Source organism: Photobacterium aquae (genome assembly GCF_001029445.1).
GTDB classification, from domain to species: Bacteria; Pseudomonadota; Gammaproteobacteria; order Enterobacterales; family Vibrionaceae; genus Photobacterium; species Photobacterium aquae.
Genome location: NZ_LDOT01000006.1, coordinates 158502 through 178192, shown reverse-complemented (window position 1 = coordinate 178192; position 19691 = coordinate 158502). Strand labels below are relative to the sequence as shown.

General features: G+C 45.4%; 15 protein-coding genes. 4 read left to right on the top strand and 11 right to left on the bottom strand.

Annotation, left to right across the window (positions count from 1 at the left end):
- Positions 1-10 precede the first annotated feature (10 nt).
- Both pfkB and fruB read right to left on the bottom strand, forming a co-directional pair.
- Positions 11-970, bottom strand: coding sequence for a 1-phosphofructokinase (pfkB, locus tag ABT56_RS06295; RefSeq protein ID WP_047878008.1), 960 nt, complete (start codon positions 968-970; stop codon positions 11-13).
- A gap of 3 nt (positions 971-973) precedes the next feature.
- Entirely contained in the window at positions 974-2092 is a 1119-nt protein-coding gene (fruB, locus tag ABT56_RS06290) for a fused PTS fructose transporter subunit IIA/HPr protein (RefSeq protein WP_047878007.1), read from the bottom strand.
- Between the two features lie 354 nt (positions 2093-2446).
- On the opposite strand from fruB, the gene cra reads away from it, so the two are divergent.
- A complete protein-coding gene (gene cra / locus ABT56_RS06285; RefSeq protein ID WP_047878006.1) occupies positions 2447-3445 on the top strand; it encodes a catabolite repressor/activator in 999 nt (332 codons plus the stop codon).
- A gap of 76 nt (positions 3446-3521) precedes the next feature.
- Here the strand turns inward: cra and ABT56_RS06280 are convergent, their stop codons facing one another.
- Both ABT56_RS06280 and ABT56_RS06275 read right to left on the bottom strand, forming a co-directional pair.
- The gene (locus ABT56_RS06280; protein ID WP_047878005.1) at positions 3522-3779 is read right to left on the bottom strand and encodes a hypothetical protein; all 258 of its coding nucleotides are present in this window, start codon (positions 3777-3779) and stop codon (positions 3522-3524) included.
- Between the two features lie 50 nt (positions 3780-3829).
- A complete protein-coding gene (locus ABT56_RS06275; RefSeq protein ID WP_047878004.1) occupies positions 3830-4120 on the bottom strand; it encodes a hypothetical protein in 291 nt (96 codons plus the stop codon).
- A 199-nt stretch (positions 4121-4319) separates the two neighbouring features.
- Here ABT56_RS06275 and ABT56_RS06270 point away from each other — a divergent pair, with 199 nt between their 5' ends.
- Together ABT56_RS06270 and ABT56_RS06265 are read left to right on the top strand one after the other, a co-directional pair.
- The gene (locus ABT56_RS06270) at positions 4320-5636 is read left to right on the top strand and encodes a ferredoxin reductase family protein (RefSeq protein WP_047878162.1); all 1317 of its coding nucleotides are present in this window, start codon (positions 4320-4322) and stop codon (positions 5634-5636) included.
- 554 nt (positions 5637-6190) lie between these two features.
- Positions 6191-9181: an LVIVD repeat-containing protein gene (locus ABT56_RS06265; protein ID WP_047878003.1), complete on the top strand. Its 2991-nt coding sequence runs from the start codon at positions 6191-6193 to the stop codon at positions 9179-9181.
- A 60-nt stretch (positions 9182-9241) separates the two neighbouring features.
- Here ABT56_RS06265 and ABT56_RS06260 read toward each other — a convergent pair whose 3' ends face one another.
- The 4 genes from ABT56_RS06260 to ABT56_RS06240 form a co-directional block, all read right to left on the bottom strand.
- The gene (locus ABT56_RS06260) at positions 9242-9712 is read right to left on the bottom strand and encodes an SF0329 family protein (RefSeq protein WP_047878002.1); all 471 of its coding nucleotides are present in this window, start codon (positions 9710-9712) and stop codon (positions 9242-9244) included.
- A 162-nt stretch (positions 9713-9874) separates the two neighbouring features.
- Positions 9875-10273: a low molecular weight protein tyrosine phosphatase family protein gene (locus ABT56_RS06255; protein WP_240478259.1), complete on the bottom strand. Its 399-nt coding sequence runs from the start codon at positions 10271-10273 to the stop codon at positions 9875-9877.
- Positions 10274-10292: 19 nt separating this feature from the next.
- The gene (locus tag ABT56_RS23205) at positions 10293-12431 is read right to left on the bottom strand and encodes a glycosyl hydrolase family 18 protein (RefSeq protein ID WP_053062393.1); all 2139 of its coding nucleotides are present in this window, start codon (positions 12429-12431) and stop codon (positions 10293-10295) included.
- Between the two features lie 432 nt (positions 12432-12863).
- The gene (locus tag ABT56_RS06240; protein WP_047878000.1) at positions 12864-14177 is read right to left on the bottom strand and encodes a glycoside hydrolase family 18 protein; all 1314 of its coding nucleotides are present in this window, start codon (positions 14175-14177) and stop codon (positions 12864-12866) included.
- A gap of 393 nt (positions 14178-14570) precedes the next feature.
- On the opposite strand from ABT56_RS06240, the gene ABT56_RS06235 reads away from it, so the two are divergent.
- Entirely contained in the window at positions 14571-15356 is a 786-nt protein-coding gene (locus ABT56_RS06235; protein WP_084722171.1) for a class I SAM-dependent DNA methyltransferase, read from the top strand.
- 125 nt (positions 15357-15481) lie between these two features.
- On the opposite strand, the gene ABT56_RS06230 is transcribed toward ABT56_RS06235, so the two are convergent.
- From ABT56_RS06230 to ABT56_RS06220, 3 genes are all read right to left on the bottom strand, one after another.
- A complete protein-coding gene (locus tag ABT56_RS06230; protein ID WP_047877998.1) occupies positions 15482-16642 on the bottom strand; it encodes a Na/Pi symporter in 1161 nt (386 codons plus the stop codon).
- A 286-nt stretch (positions 16643-16928) separates the two neighbouring features.
- Complete coding sequence (locus ABT56_RS06225) at positions 16929-18485, bottom strand: GTPase family protein (protein WP_047877997.1); 1557 nt, start codon at positions 18483-18485, stop codon at positions 16929-16931.
- Positions 18469-19641 (bottom strand): YcjF family protein, encoded by a 1173-nt coding sequence (locus tag ABT56_RS06220; protein ID WP_047877996.1) that lies wholly within the window; start codon positions 19639-19641, stop codon positions 18469-18471. The genes ABT56_RS06225 and ABT56_RS06220 overlap by 17 nt, the downstream gene beginning before the upstream one ends.
- Positions 19642-19691: the final 50 nt, after the last annotated feature.

Genomic DNA, 19691 nt, shown 5'->3' with positions numbered 1-19691 from the left:
TTCAATACCCTCAGCTCTTCACGCTATTTAGCTGGACACTTTCTTGTATCTTCAGCACCTGACGAATATCTTCGACGCCTACCCCAACTTGGCTAACCGCCAAAGCAGATAACGCTGTCGCAAAACTCAACGTCCCTTGCTTACTCCAGTTATTCAGTTGCCCCCAACACAGCCCTGCCACCAAGGTGTCACCGGCTCCCACTGTACTGACGACCTCCATTTTTGGCGGCTGTGAACGTAGCCAGCCCTCATCGTTAAGCCACATCACTCCATCAGCCCCTAACGACACTACGACGTTCGCAATCCCCTTGCCTACTAGCTGCTCGGCCACTGCCATCATATCCTCGTGGCTATCCAGCTTATGGCCAACCCAGTCAGCCAACTCTTCATCATTCGGCTTTACCAACCATGGTGCGGCTTCAAGTCCTGCGGCCAATGCAGCCTTGCTACTGTCAAAGAAAACTTTCTTACCTTGCTCTTGCAATGTCCCAACCCATTCGGCACACAGCTCTGGCGAGATACCCTGCGGCAGACTTCCGGCAATCACAAACACGTCATGAGATTCAGCCAAAGCAAATAACTGTTTTTCAAACGCGGCAATGTCAGCACTGCTCACAGCGACACCCGGGAAGTTAATATCACTGACACGCCCACAGCCTTCAACCAACTTCACATTGATTCGGCTAGCGCCTGGGACTCGGACAAATGCGTCATGCGCACCAAGCTGTTCAAATAGTTGGCAGAAAGGTTCTTGGTTATCGGCACCGAGTAAGCCCGTCACCGTGACATCAGCCCCTAACTCAGCCAATACCTTTGCCACATTCACCCCTTTACCCGCAGGATGCAAACTGCCCCTGTCAATCAAGTTCACCGTTCCAACGTTCAATGCCTCTAGGCTTCCGGTCAAATCCAGTGCAGGGTTAAGGGTCACAGTTACCACTTTCAGCGGTGATGTAATTACGTTTGTCATGCTTTATTTTCCTTCACCTAGACCGTCAGCAATTGCCTGGCCAATAGCAACCAATGCAGCATCGGCATCATCACCGACTGCCGTAAACTGAAGCTCATGGCCTTGCTTCACCCCTAGTGCGATCACTTTCATCAAGCTCTTGGCATTCACCGCTTTGCCGTCACCATTTAGGTTACAAACCTGAATATTGGCATCGAACTTCTTGGCCACACTCACCAACATCGCCCCGGGACGGGCATGCAACCCATGCGGATTCCGAATTTTGAAACTCTGGGTTGTACCATCAAGCACTTCTTCTGTTAGCAAAGAGACGACTTTCTCCGGCGATGCGCTAAACAGCTTTTCGGCTTCCTGCTTGTAAAGCAACTGAGCAAGATAGTTCAGGTTATTCAGATGTACGCCATTACAAGCCGCGACAAACAGCAAACCTTTTACCGGCTGTCCCGCCTCTTCAAACACCTCGGCAGGTGTCACAAATGACATTGTCGTGCGGGATACCCCTTTGGCACTTTTGGCCAACCATAAGCCCTGCCCCAAATACGTGGCGCCAGCAGCAATGGCATCTGCGACCGTATCATTACCCGCACTGTGGCGGTTTTTCACCAACCCTGCAGCTACGGCTGTAAGCTGGATCAAATCAGTGGCAGGAAACGACTGAAGTATGCAAGTCTCATCAAAGTCCACTTCAAGCTGGACATCGCCGCTCAAAATGGCGATGAGCTGCTCAGCGCTCTCACCCTGCTTGAGCTTTTCTTCCACGCCTTCAGCGGAAAGCACTTTGGTCAACTGTTTCAATATCCCCAAATGCTCATCAGACTTTGCGGCAATACCGATCGCAAGGTAGACAGTTTTATCGTTATCCCACTGCACGCCCTGCGGAAAGTGATGAATTCTCACCCCTGTTTGCTTCACGAGATCACGTGTATCTGTCGTACCGTGGGGAATCGCTATACCATGCCCCAAGAAAGTGGAATTCTGCTCTTCCCGCGCCAACATTCCGTTGACATATCCGGCTTCAACCAGCCCTTGCTGCTCTAAACCGGCTGCAATAGCCTTAATTGCCTCTTGCTTATTAACCGCTGACTGCTTGAGCTGAATATCGTTGCTTGATAATGACAGCATGTATTAACTCCAGTTGATATGCCTGGTGAAGGCGATGCCTTCTTCTACCCATATAAGTCTAGTGTTCGCTCCCTCCTACATAACTGAATCGATTCAGCAAAGAGGGAAAATAAAAATTTCAGCACAATACATATTGCCTTGCCATTCTGCTGAAACCTTTCAGCTGACATGCTGAATGGTTTCAGCTAATATTGCAATCGTGTCGAGTGAGTCATGTCGTAATCTATGATCCGCCGCACAAAATATTCGCCTGAGTCATATTTCAGGCATCCACTCTTTACAGGGCTTCCTCTACTTTGCGCCTTACGGCATTATCAGTAGAATGTGTCCGATACAGGCAACGACATTCATACCATGAAGCTAGACGAAATCGCCAAGTTGGCCGGTGTATCGCGAACAACGGCCAGCTATGTCATAAATGGCAAAGCCACAAAATATCGGATCAGTGAAAAGACCCAACAAAAAGTCATGGCGGTGGTTAACGAGCACAACTTCCGCCCTGATCACGCAGCAACGTCGCTGCGGGCTGGCAGCAGCCGCTCATTCGGGTTGATTATTCCGGATCTGGAAAACAGCAGTTATGCCAAACTGGCCAAGCTACTGGAAAGCAATGTACGCCAAGCAGGCTACCAGCTGATCATTTCCTGCTCTGATGACGATCCCACCGCTGAAATGAAAGTTGCCGAGACCCTCCTCAGCCGCCGAATTGATGCTCTGATTGTTGCCAGTGCCTTGCCGGCTGACAACGATTTTTATAAACGTATTCAAGCTAACGGCGTACCGGTTATTGCTATTGACCGAGCATTGGATGACGAAATATTTGCGTCTGTAATTAGCGAAGATCTCGAGGGTGCCTACGAACTAACAGCCAGCCTGCTTCAGCAAAATGTGGCATCAATTGGCCTAGTGGGTGCAGTCCCTGAACTAGGGGTATCAAAAGAGCGTGAACAAGGTTTCCTGTCGGCTATCCGGGCTCACTGCCATCATGGAAAACCCGATATCTCAGCACTGATTGCCAACGGCACCCACTTCAGCCAACGCCAAGGACGACTACAGGTTCAGCAGTGGATTGATAACGGGTGTATGCCAGATGCTATTTTGGCTACATCTTACACCCTATTTGAAGGGGTGCTTGATTGCTTGCTTGCCAATCCAGAGATCATGCAGAAAACCAAACTGGCGACATTTGGTGATAATAGGCTACTGGATTTTCTACCAATTAAAATACAGTCTTTACCACAGCAATTTGAACTCATTGCCGATAACGCCCTTGAACTAACATTGAATGCTATTGCAGGACGTTACCGAGCTGGCGTAGATGTCGTGCCGCGTAAAATCAAGCGTCGCAACTAGGCTTTACTCATCACCACTATTAAAAACGGGCAGCCCAAGGGCTGCCCGTTTATTACGTAATGAAGCCTCGTCGAGCCTAGCGTCGAAACATAATTGACAGCTTTTTGCCAATCCAATAACAGGCCATGGCCACCGCAGCAAAACAAACCAAAGCCATGGTGTATGCAAGCCATACTGGGACACCTAACCCCCACGCAAAACTAAAAGCCAATCCGGACAATGCTTCAATGGGCCAACGTACGACAGGAAACTGCGTACCCCCAGCAAGCAAAGCGATAAAGCCAATCAAGCCAACAAGCGCCAGCAACAATCCAAAGCGATTAAATTTTCCCATTATCTTCTTATCGTTGACATAAACAATGATGATATAGCGATATTAAATGACTATAGAGAAGTATTCATCTCTTGTTCAATTTTATATAGTCGGTAGTTGGTATGTATCATCAACGCGTGTGTAATAGCCAATACGACAAACCCAATGAAAAATATGACTTCAACGAAACTTCCAAGAGTCATCTCTGAGTATTTCCCAGCCAAATAAGATAGAAATGGCACATCCACCAACATTTCCGGGATGAAAAAAACCAAACCGGAAATTACAGCAAAAAGAGTATACATAATAGAGTCTTTCAAATTAACAAAGACTTTTCTTTTATAATCTATCACGTCAGCCATGATGTTTACCTCATTGAATTTTAAGTGAAATATATACGATATTCACCCTACATAAAAGCGCTTCGTATCCTAATCACTCTCCGTCAAAATGTCAGGATATGTAAATCTAATTAAGGGAATGCAAATCTGCTTTATAACACCGCTGTTCATTCTTACCCTATTCATCATCTACTCCACGACAACTGGCGAGCAACTCACTATGTTTAAATTTACAGCCATACTCACACTGCTCTGGCTACCAAACATACTGATGAACTGGGATAAGCTAGACGGCTTTTTTCCTTGGCGTCATCAATTAACCATGTACTCGGGCCTACTTGGCCTTGGCTATATGAGCCTTACCATCTTGCTTGCCATGCGTTTTCGTTGGGTGGAGAAGCTCACGAAAGGTCTAGACAAGGGTTACCAACTGCATAAAAAATTGGGCATAGGTGCGACTATTAGCCTATTTTGTCATTGGCTTATCGTGAAAAGTGGTCCGTGGCTGGTTGAAACGGGCATTCTCTCCAAACCGAATCGAGGGCCACGGCCTGAAATCGACGGTATCAATTGGCACCTTATTGCGGAACAAGTCGGCGATATCTCATTCAAGCTATTTCTGATCTTTGTCATCATCAGTCTTGTTCAAGCAATCAGCTATAAAAAATTCAAATTCACCCATAAGCTCGGTGCCATTTTGATGTTGGCCGGTATTTTTCATACCGTATTCCTTCTTGATTGGAATATCAGCGCTATACCGATGAACATCGCCATAGCCAGTATCTCAGCCGCTGGTATATGGTGTTCGTGGTTATCGCTGTCAGGCAAAATTGGCCGGAACAATAAAGCAAATGGCACTGTTAAAGACGTTAAAACATATTCCGTCGGCACGGATCCAAATACGGTGGTACGTTTTTCAATTAGCCTCGACTCGACTATCAACTATAAGGAAGGACAATTTGCCTACTTGGACTTCCATGACGGGGAATCACCTCATCCGTTTTCAATTTTAAACTTCAATACTGAAAAACAGTTAATTGAATTTGGTGTAAAAGATCTAGGTGACTACACGCACGAGCTAGTGAACAACCTTAAAGCGGGCCAAAAAGTGACTGTTGAAGGTGGCTATGGTGCATTTCAAATCCCTAATTGTGAAACACAAGTATGGGTGGGTGCTGGTATTGGTATCGTACCATTTATCTCACGCCTGTATTGGTTAGCCGATAAGGCTGAAACCACATCTGACAAATTAAAAGAAGTCCATCTGTTCTATTGCGTTAGCTCTGAACAAGAAGCATTTTTCCATAAGGAAATTCTAGCCATAATTCAGCATTTGGATTTTATCAAATTGCATCTCGTAAACACTAAAAATGGCGAGTGTCTGGACAGTGATCGGGTTATGAATACCGTTGAATGCAAAAACTTTGATATCTGTTTCTGTGGTCCACAGCAATTCGGCAACATGCTAAAAGCAGGATTGGGGACTTCAGGTATTTCTGAAAACCGCTTCCGTACAGAATTTTTCAAAATGCGATAGCAAAACAGCTATCCATGAAAATGTAACAAAACACATATTTTTTTGAAAAGTCGGGCTTTGTCGTCAGTACCCTGTCTTGTATTGCACTCAAAGTCCGCTTTACCCGCCTACTCCAATATTCCTTATTCCCCCCTCCTTCAAAAGCTATCATCTACCAAAAAATCCTCAAACTGTTTATCGCTTTGACGATGCTTTAAGTCTCTCAGCAAGAAACCAGGAAATATACGGGAAATTCAACCCCTCCTTAATTCAGTATTTTTAGTTAGCTTAGCTAAAGATAATCACCAATGAATTGCACACTATAAATGACAAATAATTGACGAATCTCATTCAACCAAAACCACGATAAAAACAACAAATCGCTTCGATAAGAAATATTCATATTTGACCGTGTTTTTTTGGGCTACATATCACAGACAATTATTTGCTCACAATTTTCAACTCAACTACCATAAAAAAAGAAAACAGGAACGCCATCAATCATTAACGAAAAAATAAATTATTTTTATTTAATTAAAATCTCAGTCACTATTTACATAACTATTTAAATCTCTATGAAAATTAAATTATTGCCTGCGGTGATAGCGTCTCTGCTATCTGTCAACGCGTACGCATCAAACAACGATGCGGAACAACAATATTTCAAAGCGACCTCTGAAGAAGTCCATCAGAATATCGTCAACAAGATTGAAGATTTACGCCGTTATGCATCGGATGACAATAACGTCATCGTTGAAAACGGTACACGCAAAATCGAAGTCAATGGCGTGAAATACGCCCTGACTGACGATAACTACATTTCATTCGATATTCCAAAACCCTTTAACAATGAAACCGCCTTCCGCAACGTATTCGATTTTATCGATACCGATTGGGAACTGACTTGGTACCACGGCGGCATGGTTGCCGTGAACAAGGTGTTTGGTAACTACGATTACGGCAATGGTTGTTTGATGGAGTACTACCCGAAAGGTACCGTCGATGCCAACGGCCCGACCCATGTATTGCTAGAAACCGCATCATGTAGCGTGAATGACTTTGAAACCACGCAGCAATACTTCAGCAATGGCACGTTCATCACCGCTGAGCAACTGGGTATCGATTCACTGGCAATCACGGCCATTGAACGTTACCAAGACAAACTGTTCATCACCCAAGATACGAATCCTGCGTTCATCACCATTTTCGATATGACGACACAAAGCGTGATCGGCCGAATCGAAGGCATTGATAGTGATCGTGGCTTCCAGCCGTACAACCGTATTAACGAGTTGGCTATCCACAATAACCTGCTATACGTGTCTTCGCTGTCTTCTAACCGTGTTGATATCTTTGACCTAGACAATAACAACAGCTTGGTTGTGTCTCTGGGTTCTGGCACCGGTTCATGGGGCGGCGCAAACGGCCTGGTTCACGCTCAATCGTCTGCAGCGACCGATGACTTCGTGTTTGTGACCGATGCACAATCGCGTATTTCTGTGTACCGTCAGCAAAATCTGACGCCAGAAAACCCTGACTTTGCGAAACGTGCAGGTTTCCTTGCCTATGAAGGGAAATACACCCACCGTAAAGTACAAATGCACACCATTGGCGATCACCTGATCGTGGCCACGGCGGATCGCGGCTACTTCGTTTACGACATGACGAAGGTCGACCAAGCCCTCGCTGATGGCGCGGATTTAGCCGCAGAGAAAGTGGTGTCACTGAACCTGCAAAAAGTGGATCTGGACAACAATACGCTAGTTGTCAGCTTTAAAGATCGCATTGAATGGCATGATGCCGCTGCGTTTGCTGCCAATGGTTTTGTATTCGGTGAACCACTACGCACCGTGCGTGCTATCAATGGCCAACCTGTTTCTGCACTGAAAGATCTGCACTTTGCCAACAATGAGCTGATCACGGCAAACAGAGAGCGCATTGCGATTAACTACCTACTGAATAACGAAATCACGTTTGTGGCAGATACCTCTGTTGCACAACAGACCATTGCGTTTGACCAGCTAATGCCAACGTCTGTGACGCAGATTCTGGGCAACGATGAACCACATCACGTATTAATGGACCGCGAGTTGCGCTCCGTTAACATCAACTCATTAGTTCAAACGAAACTGTTGAACAATGAAACGGTACAGATCACCAACTACGCGGCAAAAGAACTGCGCGATATCACGCCAGAGCTAAAACTAAACGGCATTAACAAGTGGTTCAAACTGGGCACACTGGATCGCATTCCAGCGTACGCACAGATCACCCTGCCACTGTCTGCATTCAGCTCGGATTTCCAGTTCAACAGTGCCAATAACGACGGTGTGTTCGATCTGTCTGATCTTTTCGCCGCAGACTTGGAAGTGAAAGACCTGTTTGAACATCGCTTCAGCTCGGAAAGTGATGCCTTTGCACAAACGCTGTCTCGCCTGAAACCAACGTGGGAAATCCGCTTTGCGGGCACGGCTGACCACAAATGGCGTGACATGAATGGCCTGTATGCGCGTGAATGGTTGATCATCATGACCAACTTCGCCTACATGGTATCGTCTGATGAATTTAAGCACGTGTGGTTTAACTTTGAAGATATCATTGGCTACAACATGCACTCATACGCGGGCCAAGTGCACGAGCCTGGCGGTTACTTCACGGCGGAAGATTACAACCACTACTACCACAGTATGCTGAAGCGTCCTTTCGTTAATGTGGGCATTACAGCAATGGGTGGCGGTCTGGGTTCTGGCGGCATTACCGGTGTAGACACATGGTTGTTCTACAGCCACTACTACGGCCAGTGGGGCATTATCGCACACGAATTCGGCCACGGTTTTGATGGTAAGTCATACGGTCACGGCACTAGTTTCGCCAATGGCGGCAACGGTTGGCAACCTCTGATGACCATGATGGCAAACTACCACATCCGTAAAGGCGATCTGCCGTATATGGATGACAACCTCAATGGCTTCTACAAAGAAGAAAACGACGCCTACCAGTACGCAGACATCAGCCTAGGTAAGCGTAAGCACCGTAGCGACAGTCATATGTACCTGCTGGACGAGTACTTCATGACCTTCTCTGACCTGCCTCAGGGTTGGTTCCAGCATGAAGATCGTTTTGCGCCGGAGAGCCTGAACAATCAGGAACGTATGATGTTGGCGAAAATGCCGATTCACGGTGATGATCCGTACCTGTGTCGCTTCGACTACACCACGGAAACAGGCACCACCCAACTTCACGGCTACGTAGAGCAGTTGGATGATCAGCAATACCGTTGTACCGGTGGTGATGAGATCAGCTACCGCCAGCCAAACGGTGAGAAAGTGGCGTTTGCCTCACCAGTGGGCGAGTTTGAATGGCTATCTCTGTACTCTCCAGAGCAAAAAGGTGAGCGTGTGACGACATTAAATAGTCAGGAACTATGCGCAATCAACAAAACCGGCTTCTACGGTGTGGGTTTTGTCAACAGCGGTAACCAGTGTACTCAGCAGCCTGAAGTATACTGGTCAAACGGCAAGCAGTGGACCTTCTCAAGCGGTTGGGTTGACTACAAGTTCCGTTAATCTGATGGCCTGATACGTACAGTATCACCCATCCTCGTATCTATTTATTACCTATGCCACTCAAGCAATTGAGTGGCATTTTTGATCTTTAATACCCATTCTCTGCTTCACTATTAAATCAACCGCTTCAGAACCGGCCGCTAAAGATATATCCTTTAAACGCCTTTTACCAATGCGCCGGTCAATAGCTTTAAGTATATACGTCAACCCCCAATGATCATTGTTAAAATCCTTGGATAAAAGCTCATCTTTAGGCGTATCAATATACTCACGAATCAACGATGAAATCTCCGATATATCTGTCACATAAGGATAGTACTTAAGATCTGACCTTTGAGATTCTGTATTATGGATAAAATCTTTTAGGTAATCCCATACCACCTGCTTATTGACAGTAATCCAGTAACGCGGGATATCCGTTGTCCCCCGTGATGATTTCATTCTATATATACTGCAATGAATTTGCATATTAATATCGCTTGTGCGTATTCCATAGAGCTCCTTCTGGAGCTTACTCCATCGTTTTGACATACATCCTACAAAACATAGTGCATAACATTAAAGTGATAGCAATACTAACACTTATTAACTTATAAAACATTAAAGTAGATTACCCTTCCAAAGACACTAAAATTCAATAATTATATTCATAATCTATCAAGGGCAGAACTTATCCTTACGATAGTTTTTTTGTTATAACTTTAAATAATCACTAACAGAGTGCTGCATGATTTTCACCAACTCATCATCCATATACTTATACTCATCGGGAATATCCAACACTTGAATATCTTTATATTCCAATAATTTGCCAAATTGCGCTTTCAGCCTATTTTTGTGCTTTTCTTCCATCACAAAAATTACATCAGCCCATATGATATCTTTATGATTTACGGTCCGTTTCGCTTTAGGGCTAGTTCCCGCAGATCTTACATTCAAGTCCGTATGGTTTCTCCATACACTTTCTCCTGTTGGGCTTCTCCACTGGTTTCGACTACATATAAAGATAATGTTTCTCACCAACTTTTCCTTCGTTACATTTCCGCGATAATTAAAGGAGGTGTAAATGACACCTCCTTTCCATCTAGCCACGATTGCTCCCAATCGCTAATTACTTAATCGAGTCTTTATAGGCGAGATTTTCAGCCCGGTATTTCTCAACCTTGGCTTTTACCTCTTGCGGACTTAGAACCGCTCCTTTTTGGTGGAAGACCCAGTCTACCTGCTGCTCATAAGTACGCGTTTCTGTTGACGTCACCGAATTAGCATTGATAAACCATTGATTGAAATGGATAGACATCAAGGTTTCAGGATAAACATGACCACCGTGGTTAGCAAACGGCTTACCGTCAATAAAGTACTTCACTTCACCGTCTGCTACCTGAAATACCAAATCATGCCATCCTGCATAACTGGATTGATCATACGTATGTAAGTTATCTGCCAACCAAGGATCGACCTGAACAGTCTCCCACGTTGTGGCATACATTACATGGCGCGGTACACCCCATCCGCCGTTAGACAGGTATTCAAAATCAATTTCACTATAATTTGGATCGTTATCAACAACCAAAGGCGTAATCGTGAAGAAGGTTTGTACAACCTGATCACCATCAGGTGCTGTTCCTAACGGTATATCTGAAAACTTGACCCGTGCGGCATAAGTCCCTTCAAGGAAACGACGCTCCGTGGTGAAAATCTCTGTCTGTACAGTATTTTCCGGCTTGCCTGCCGTCGATGAATGCATCGTCATCAGGCGGTTACTCGTATCTAGCGGGTCGACAACAAAATTGATATTGTCTTTATTCCAACTCGCCCCAGGCACACCGGGACCACCTCCCCAAGAACGCAATGTCCAAACTGAATCTGCTAGAGCGGGATCAAGATTAGATTGATAGCTAAAATCATCGAATAGCACCTGTTCCTGAATCGGTGGTGCCACAGGCCCTACTTCTAGCCAGACATCTGCCTTGCCGGGAATATCGCCTCGTGTCCAGTACTTAGCCTCATAGATCACCTGCTTATAAACTACCTGCATACCTGCGGTATAGGTCGCTGCCGCCACCCACTCATCAGGTATCCCACCCTCGTCAGAAATTAATTGCCACGGACCATACGGATTACCCGGTTTTTCACCGCGAGTCCACCACTTAGCTTTATATTTCCTTCCTTCATAGATAACAATTTCACCACCCACATACACTTTGTCCGCATTCCAGCTGCTATCTGGTATAGGTTTATCCGGATCCACCGGCGGCGTATTACCATCACAAACGATGATCGGATTACCTTTGATTGTGTCATCCATCGCTTTCAACAAAGAAAATTCACCCGCCGAATCTTGAGTAAGCTCCCAGTTCATAATCCCGCCAGCGGTATCCAACGCCAATTGCGTTTTCTTGGCTATTGTTGGAATGCCATTATAATAATTTGTGCTAATTACATTACCATTGGCATCTTTGGTTAGCTCATCTTCACATGCCTGAGCTGGATCGATAGCGACAATATCTTTATATTTTTTCCAGCCCGGACGAGAATAAAAAGGCGTACCAAGCACTGTTTTCTCTTTACTCAACCCTCGACCCTGCCAGTATTTAATCGAGTCTAGAGCGTATTGATAACTAGAATGATCACCGTTATTTTTGTCGTAAGCCATCAAGTTGAGGAAGTCGATATCATCAAAAACTTCAGGTTTAATCCCCTCTCCGGTATGCCCTAATGCGACGACTGCTGCGGTCAAAAACTTCCCTTCAGCCCGTAATGCCTTACTCAATTCATCCATTAATAATGCGTAGTTATCTGCCGATGCTCCAGGATCGGGATACTCCCAGTCCATATCAACCCCATCAAGGCTGTACTGGTTAACAAAAGCCATTACATTGCTGACAAACGCTGTCCGTGTCACTGGATTACCAGCTAAGGTTTCAAATGCGCTATCATTACCGCCATTCCAACCACCGATCGCGATCCCGACTTTCACATTATACGACTGGGCTTTTTGCACCAGATTTCTTAGCGTATGAGCACCTTCAAGCGGTTTAAGCGTACCATCTGCATTCGGCAATAAGAATGAATAGTTTATATGGGTAAGTTTATCGTATTGGACAGCATCCGTGCTCCCTTGCCATGACGGGAAATAACCGACCACTTTAAAATCACTAATAGGTGCCGTTGCTGCGAAAACACTAGCCGAAAATGTCATTGCCCCAACGAATGCCATCCCACAAAAAAGACGATTTAATTTCAACATATTTTCCCCTTTCAAAAGTGTGATAATAATTGAATCTGTCGATAATAAAATTCCACTGGCAATGATGCTATCATGGTTGTTTTTCGAACAGTCGTCATATTGATCACAATACTGAACATTAATGAAATTTAATTATGCAAGTGACGTACAGGTTAATAACAACAGCAAAAACAGTGCATAAAAACGTGCTATTCGTTCCAATATTCTCGAATAAAAAATAAGAAATTCATATTCTAATGAAATTACTTAACGTGGATTTCCAGAATGCAGACTCCACTAATAATCATACTGGTTATACGAATTGACAATATCATTTATATTTTATTTACAGCGATTATTAGAATAGTCCATCATCGATAATCTCGCATTTATCAATACCAAAAAAAAGCCCAACTAGATATTTTGTCGGGCTTTTTCTATTTAAGATAAATATTATTTCGAGGCTGTTTTATTACCCAAAACTTGGTGCATAACACCGGTTAGTTCAGCGTCAGGGTCGCCCGAGAGTTCCCATGTAAATACACCAGCTAGTCCTTGCGCTTTAGCCCATTCAGCCTTGGCTTTTACCGAACGACTATCTTCGTAAGTGATAAAGACCTTCTTCTTGGCGTGCCATAGATATGGTGCGTGGGACGCCTCATCATAACCGTATTGATACCCCTGCTTGGCGGTATAATTATTCTTGATATCCCAATACATGAAATATCCCGGCTCTTTATCATCCGTACCAAAACTTGCGCCCTTTTCTGATATCAGCGTGCTGGTTGGCAATCCGCCGGCAAACTCAGTGCCTTCCCAACCCCGCCCATAGTAGGCCGCACCAAGCACCAGTTTGTCTTTTGGGATCCCATGATCAATCATCTGATTAATAAAGACGTCGGCTCCCATACCCCATACGCTACGATCAGTGGCATGCAAATTGGTTAGGTGACCAGTTTGCTTTCCCCACCCACCAAGGAAGTCATAGGTCATGGCAAACATATTGTTCATCAGCGGTGCAACGGCTGGCCAGTCTATCTGCGCGGCTTTAGGTCCAACTCCCACTGCCGATGACAACTCGTACTCACGGCCAGTTTTCTTGGCCAACACGTCCAATTCACCCCGTAATGCTTTCACCAATTTAGTGAACGCTTCACGCTCAAGCGCTTTTTCTTCATCACTCAGCTTCGTTTCAGGGCTCCAAGGTGATGTCGTCAAGCCACCGCCTCCGGGATATTCCCAATCAAGATCAATACCATCAAAGAAATCATACTTGGCGATCAGCTCAACAGCACTACTGGCAAAATGTTTGATGGCTGCATCATCTTTGGCCATAGCATGAAATGGCTCTGACATTGTCCAACCGCCGAATGAAGGTAAAATGGTCAAAGTAGGATGATGCTTTTTCAGCTCGGCCAACTGAGCAAAGTGCCCTTTGTATGGCACATCCACCGACACCTTGCCAAAGTCGACATCAAAGGCAGCTTCTTGATCCACAACAATAGCAGTAAACGGTGCTTTTCCCTTACAGGCGGCGGCAACTTGCGCCTGTACTTTTTCAGAAGCCCCCGTATGCGGGCCGCACATACTCAGAAACGCATAAATCACATGAGTGAGTTTATCGGCTGGAATATCTTTTACTGTGTAGGGGTTACTGGCATTATCATATTGCCAATCGGCAAAATACCCGCCAATAACATGGTTATCAGCCAACGCCGGCGTACTCAGTATGGTGCTGATTACCGCCCCCATGATTAGCTTCTTCATTCTATCTCCTCGGACAACGCTGTAAGGGAACAGAGCAATTAATAACCGAACCGAGCAAATAAAAACATTGCTCACTTTGCGTTAGCCGATATAAGAATAGATTAGATAATAACTTTGCGATTGAACGCGTATTTTTATAAGCAATACAACAGGCTTGACAGCGATTCTGGTGACCCCAAATGCCTGTTATAACGATATTCTTTTATCTTGCCATTTACGCCGACTAAAAAAATCCACCTTCTTATATCAGCCTAACAAGCACAAACATAATCATTTAAAATCATAAGCTTAAATATCATCACAGGACTTAAAAAAACATAATCAACCAACTGAACAATAAATAGCCTTATGACGCATTTAATATGCTTTGTGATTCAAAATTTCCAGTGTAGTATGCGCGTCCCCAATGATTACAGGCACCAACACTTGGCTACTATTTCTTCTAACGCGTTGTATACCGATTTGTCTGGCTACTATGACCTAATGTGCATAGACATCAACTACAAAGCACAAAGCGATTACGTACGACGACTTCATCAGTTATTCGGAAATAATGGTACTCGCCACCTTGATCTTGCTTGTGGCACAGGCCCGCACATCCGTCATTTCATCGACAGTGGTTTTCAAAGCAATGGGCTTGACCTCAACCAACCGATGTTAGAGCTCGCGAAGATTCGCTGCCCGGAAGCAAGTTTTGACCTGCAGAACATGTGCGATTTCAAAGTTGACCAACCTCTTGATCTCATTACCTGTTTTCTGTATTCCATCCACTACTGCGGCAATATCGAAAACTTAAAACGTTGCATCGCAAGTGTACATGCAGCGTTGAAAGAAGGCGGTGTCTTCTGCTTCAATACAGTGGAAAAAACAAAAATCAACAATAATTCTTTCATGCGCCATGCCAGCGATTTAGACAATAGCCAATTTGTTTTCAAATCCGGATGGTATTACAGCGGTGAAGGTGACAGGCAGACCCTCAAACTGAGTATTGAAAAAAACACGGCAGAACAAACTCAGTACTGGGAAGATGAGCACCCTATGGTTGCAGTTAGTTTTGACGAACTTAAAGCGCTGCTGGAACCGTATTTTGATGTGCATGTCTTTGAGCACGATTACGATAAAATTCTGCCGCTACCAGAAACCTCTGGCAATGCCATTTTTACCTGCGTGAAACGCTAAACGAAGCTTACGCTTTAACTGTCCTTAATATGTAAACACTGTTCAGGATAAGATAGCGTCGATCAAAAAGCCCCTGATAACAATCAGGGGCTTTTCTCTTTCAGAATATACAGCCACAGATCCCATCAAAATAGTGATGAGATAAACAATACCAATCCAGGCAACACAACAAAGATCATGCTGAGATAAGCCACCACGGCCCACTTGCTTTTTGCCGCATAGCCTCCCAAGGTATCTGCACATTTCAACGGTAGTTCGCGCAACACGGGTATCCCAAAAATAAAGAGGATACTAATGCAATTGAACAATAGGTGCACCAAGGCAATTTGCAAGGCAAATGCAGCATTACCACCGACCACCGCCGTGGCCGCCAACAGTGCGGTAATACAGGTGCCAATATTCGCCCCCAGAGTAAATGGATAGACCTGACGAACACTCAATACATTACTGCCCACCAGCGGGACAACCAAGCTCGTTGTTGTAGATGATGACTGTACTAAAATAGTAACGAGCATACCTGATGTAATGCCGTGGAGTGGCCCTCTACCTATGGCGTTATTCAGCACGGTGCGAGCCTTACCTACCATCAGCGTCTTCATCAACTTACCCATTACGGTAATAGAGGCGATAACCGTGACGATACCGAATATCACTAATGCTACCCCACCCCAACTGGTCGGGAAGACTTCAAACAAAGACTTAACGCTATTTACGGCAGGCTGTGTCAGCGGTTTTATGAAATTAAAGCTTTTCATGCTGAGATCATTGGTTTGCAGCAGCGGCGATACCAACCAACCAGACAACTTAGCTAATAACCCAGTCATCATTTCTAATGGCAAGAAAATGAATACTGCCAGCAAATTGAAGAAATCATGAACCGTTGCACAACTAAACGCCCGGCGAAATTCCTCCTTACAGCGAGCATGGCCAAGGCTGACAAGCGTATTAGTGACCGTGGTGCCGATATTCGCCCCCATCACCATAGGTATGGCCGTGCCAACCGGCAAACCACCGGCAACCAAGCCAACAATAATAGCCGTCACCGTACTGGATGACTGGATCAACGCTGTACCGACAATACCGATCATCAAACCAGCTACCGGATTTGAAGCAAAAGCAAACAGTTCCTTGGCCTGCTCACCAACAGCCCACTTAAAACCACTTCCGATCATCGACACTGACACAAGCAACAAATACAGCATGACCAACAGGCCTAACCACTGTAGCACACGTGGTGAACTCACACCGTGTTGTGGGCTATTGAAGGTTCCTGACTGTACGCTCATAGCTGGCTCCCTAATTTATGTCTTCAGCTAGGGGCATCCTATGAATGTTTTATTACAGTAATATTACTGAAACAGCCAAATTTGTTCATTATTTGACCGTACATGTGATTTTTTTATTGATGTGATAAATTAGTTTGCTTGCTCTAGCAAAAAAGTCATACTTTCCCTACAGCTTTGTTGCCATCTTGGCACATTACATTATCACTATGTATCAGAAAGTACTCTTTTAATGAGAGCAAAAAAAAATACCAGCACTACATGCTGGTATTTTCGAATATAAAGCTCGTTATTTTAGCCAGTGAGAAACTGCAACTTTACCTAACCGGTATAAGCGTTTGGCATGATCGGCTACTGCCTTGTCACTGCGATCAAGGCGGCGACGGTTTAGTTGAGTGTTGACCCCGTCTTCAAATGCCATCAGCAAAATATCACCGACCGCAGACATATTGTAGGCTTCTTTACCTTCGGGCATCGCGATCACAATCCCTTCGTCAGGATGCAACTGCTCTATATTGTAATCAAGTGCCGCTTTAATCGTTGCTGCCTTAGCATTCGAAGGGTTTTCAATATTGTAAGGCGGGGACCATTCACCCACCGGCGAAAGCCTGTCAACTTGATTTAGCAACATGATCAGCACTGGCTTTTTACGGTGACTATTCTCTGGCAATTGGTAATACGCATCAAACTTTGCACGCAAGGCAGTATCAAGCTGACGTGCCGGTTGGTTAGCTTTAACCAGCCAGAAAACCAAATCACTGTTGGCCATCTGCTCTAGCAATAACTGAAGGGTCGCGGGATTACTGTCCAAGCCGGGTAGATCTACCAAATGAATCAAATCCAACCCTTCCACTTCGCACTTATGAATAACGATACTATCTGTAGAAGGAATAGGGCTCACTTCTGCCACCATACTCCCAACAAATGCATTCACAAAAGACGACTTGCCCGCACTTACCTGCCCAATCACGGCAACTCGCAACGGTTCGACGTCAGCAGCCAATGATGCCTCGTCTGTCACCAAGCCATTGCTTTTACCCAGTTCATCATCGCTCACCGTGAACCGACCACTGTACAAATCTATTGCCACAGAAACCACTTCCTGCAGTAAGACCTTTTTCAGTTGGTATTGCAGCTCGTCACTGACTTCATCAAACAATTTACCAAGCAACTGCCCTCGCGCCTCGGCAATAAGCCCCGCAGGGGTCAAGGCTCGAAAAACCCGGTAGGCATCGTAAACTTTCTTCGCCTTACCAAGCTTATCTTTGTGCTGATAGCCCTGCTGTAGCGTCGATAATTTCAGTTTTTCAGCATACGGTACATGAGCAAGTATAAAGCGGCGGTATCGACGGCTGACCTGTTCTAACATCAATAAAAACTCAGGAGCGGTAAACGCCAATGATGCGGTACGATCGGGATAAAAAGCCACGCCAACCTTTTGTGCCAGCACCACACTGTGGTCCCGTAGTGCCGGCCAGCTGTCATCCGTGCTCAACTGCTCTTTCAGAACCTCATTCAACTGCTGCCACAGCTGTTGTTCAAACTCACCCCACTCTTTCGATGGGGCAACATCGTAACGGGCTTCAGCAGAGGCTGAACCAACATCATCACCACTACCTGTAGCCTGAGCCTGTTGACGGCGAACCCACAAATATCCCGCCGCCATCACTAACGAACTGCTCGCCAACAATACCGATAACAGCAACCATTGGCCATTCTGAATCACATCGACCAGCCCCAACACAGCAAGAACCAATATGGGGATAAAAATGGCAACGATCAGCAAGGGGAAAAAGCCCAATGCCGTACGGGACAATAGCCCTATAGTTTTAGTGGTTCGTTTCATTGTTCGTCTGGCTCTCTTTAACTTGCTTGAGGGCTTGCTCGAACACGGCCTGAATATCTTGCCTTGTCACAATCTCACCTTTGCTCAAATGATACAGATACTTGCAACCAGCACGGCCGATGGCATATGTCATGGCAAAACTCACGGCGACAGCTACGGCACTGCCTACAGTTTGGCCATAAACAGGTATCAACTTGGCCAATTGACGTACCCCTAACTTGGATAGATATTTCAGCGCGAAACTGCTGCCAAGCAAACCACTGAACTCGACAAATCGCTGCCGGTTCCATTCGACGCCATAATGCGCACCGAGGCTGTGCAGCATCTTTCCCTGAATAGCGGGTACGGTAACGAGTCCTACCGCGGGAATGGCATCGGTTGCCCCTGCACTTCCTGCATACCACAGCACTTCTTTTTGCAACTTGGCAAAATTTCGTTGCTCGTGATCTTTTTGATGCTGCTCGCCCTGCAGCAGATACAGCACGGGCAGCCATTGTGCAAGTTTATTAACGAGCGCATGCTGGCCATGATCATAGCTTGCTTGGTCTTGGTCTTGGTCTTGGTCTTGGTCTTGGTCTTGGTCTTCAGCAACATGTTGCCAATAGGCAAAATCAACCTCAACCAGATCGACTTCCTCACCCCATATCTTTTCGACTTGCTGCTGATTATAAGCTATGGCCTGTTTTGCTTGATACTCAGATGCCAACGAATCACAGCCAGTGTGCACCACCAGCAAGCTCTGGATCCGGTTGTCCTTACGAATTTTCGACAAGGCACTTAATACTTCTCCCTGTTCGGGTTCTTCTGCTTTCATCACCACAATCAATGCATGGCTCTGCTGCAAACACGCCTGGATATCTTCATCAGGCTCATAGCTCGCTTCCGCCAGTCCTCGGGTATCAAGAAAGCGTAAGATAGGATTTTGTTCAGGGAATGCGTATGAATAAGCGGTTTGGGTACACGGCTGGAAACCATTGCCGATCTCGACACAAGTATTACCGGTAACAGCCTGAATCAACGACGACTTGCCAGCCCCCGTTTTACCCAGTAACCACAACGTTGGCAAGCACTGCTCCCAGTGCTGATTAGCCGCTGACATATCAGGGTCAACGGCCGGATTGATATATTGGTATATTTGCTTGAAAAACTGCTGCATTGGTATCCTTGGTACTAGAACCTTACCTAGTCACAATACCATACCTTTGG